1 protein-coding gene is annotated in these 978 nt (G+C 32.8%); it reads right to left on the bottom strand.

Annotated elements, in window-relative coordinates:
* Window positions 1-824, bottom strand: an 824-nt coding sequence (locus COD11_RS21810) for a transposase (RefSeq protein ID WP_176551195.1), incomplete at its 3' end; no start/stop codon positions are given.
* Window positions 825-978 lie beyond the last annotated feature (154 nt).

Genomic DNA, 978 nt, shown 5'->3' with positions numbered 1-978 from the left:
TCCTTCATTCTCATAAAGGTCGCATCATTATCTGTTTTCGAGAAACTGTTTCTTCCATTGAAAAGTTGATTTTGTTCTTCATATTTCACTTTTCGAGGAAGGTAGTCTTTCTTTAATAATCGAACAGCTTTTTTCGCCTCTTTATTTTTGGGTTCTGTCTCTAAATGCTTTTCTAACTTTTTAATACTTTGTTCAATCTGTTCCGAGGTAATCGGAGTTTCTTTTAACTTTTCTTCTAGCCCCATGGAAGTGGCGGTCTTTTCCTCTTTTTCAAGGATATGCTCAATTTGTAAAGCGAGTTGACGATATTTATCATCTAAACTTTTTTCATATTTCTCTGTCGCTTTTCTCCAAACAAAAGTATACTGATTTGCATTTGCTTCGATCTTAGTCCCATCTACAAAATAGTGCTCCAGCTTGACTAATCCTTTTTCACGTAGTAACTCTACAATTGAAAAGAAAACTTGATAGATTATGTCTTTCATTCGCTCCGATCGAAAACGATTAATCGTACGAAAATCAGGAGTTTGACTACCACTTAACCACATAAAGTAGATATTTTCGGTTAGTAATTTCTCTATTTGTCTTCCTGAGTAAACTTTTTGTGTATAAGCATAAATGATGACTTTAAGTAACATTTTTGGATGATATGATGGGCGTCCACCACCTTTGTAAGGTTGAACCAACAAAGTATCGTCTAGCTTTTCTACAGCTTCATGAACAATGATAGATAAATGATTTTGAGGGATGAGAATTTCAAGGTCTAATGGAAGAACTAACTGATTCATGTTATAATTAACGAAAGAAATATGATCATATTTCATAAAAAAATCGTTCCTTTCTTGTATAAAGTGGTGTGGTAACTTCATTATACAGAATCGGGCGATTTTTTTGTTTTTAATTTTGTCTTTTAAAAGGTTGTTTTCGTAGATTGTTGCAAATAAATATTATTTTAAAAGGATAGTGGAATGGAGCGGA

The sequence above is a fragment of the Bacillus sp. AFS040349 genome (genome assembly GCF_002577655.1).
In the GTDB taxonomy this organism is placed as follows: domain Bacteria; phylum Bacillota; class Bacilli; order Bacillales; family Bacillaceae; genus Metabacillus.
Note: the sequence above shows the minus strand (reverse complement) of the source record. Positions and strands in the feature narration are given on the sequence as shown.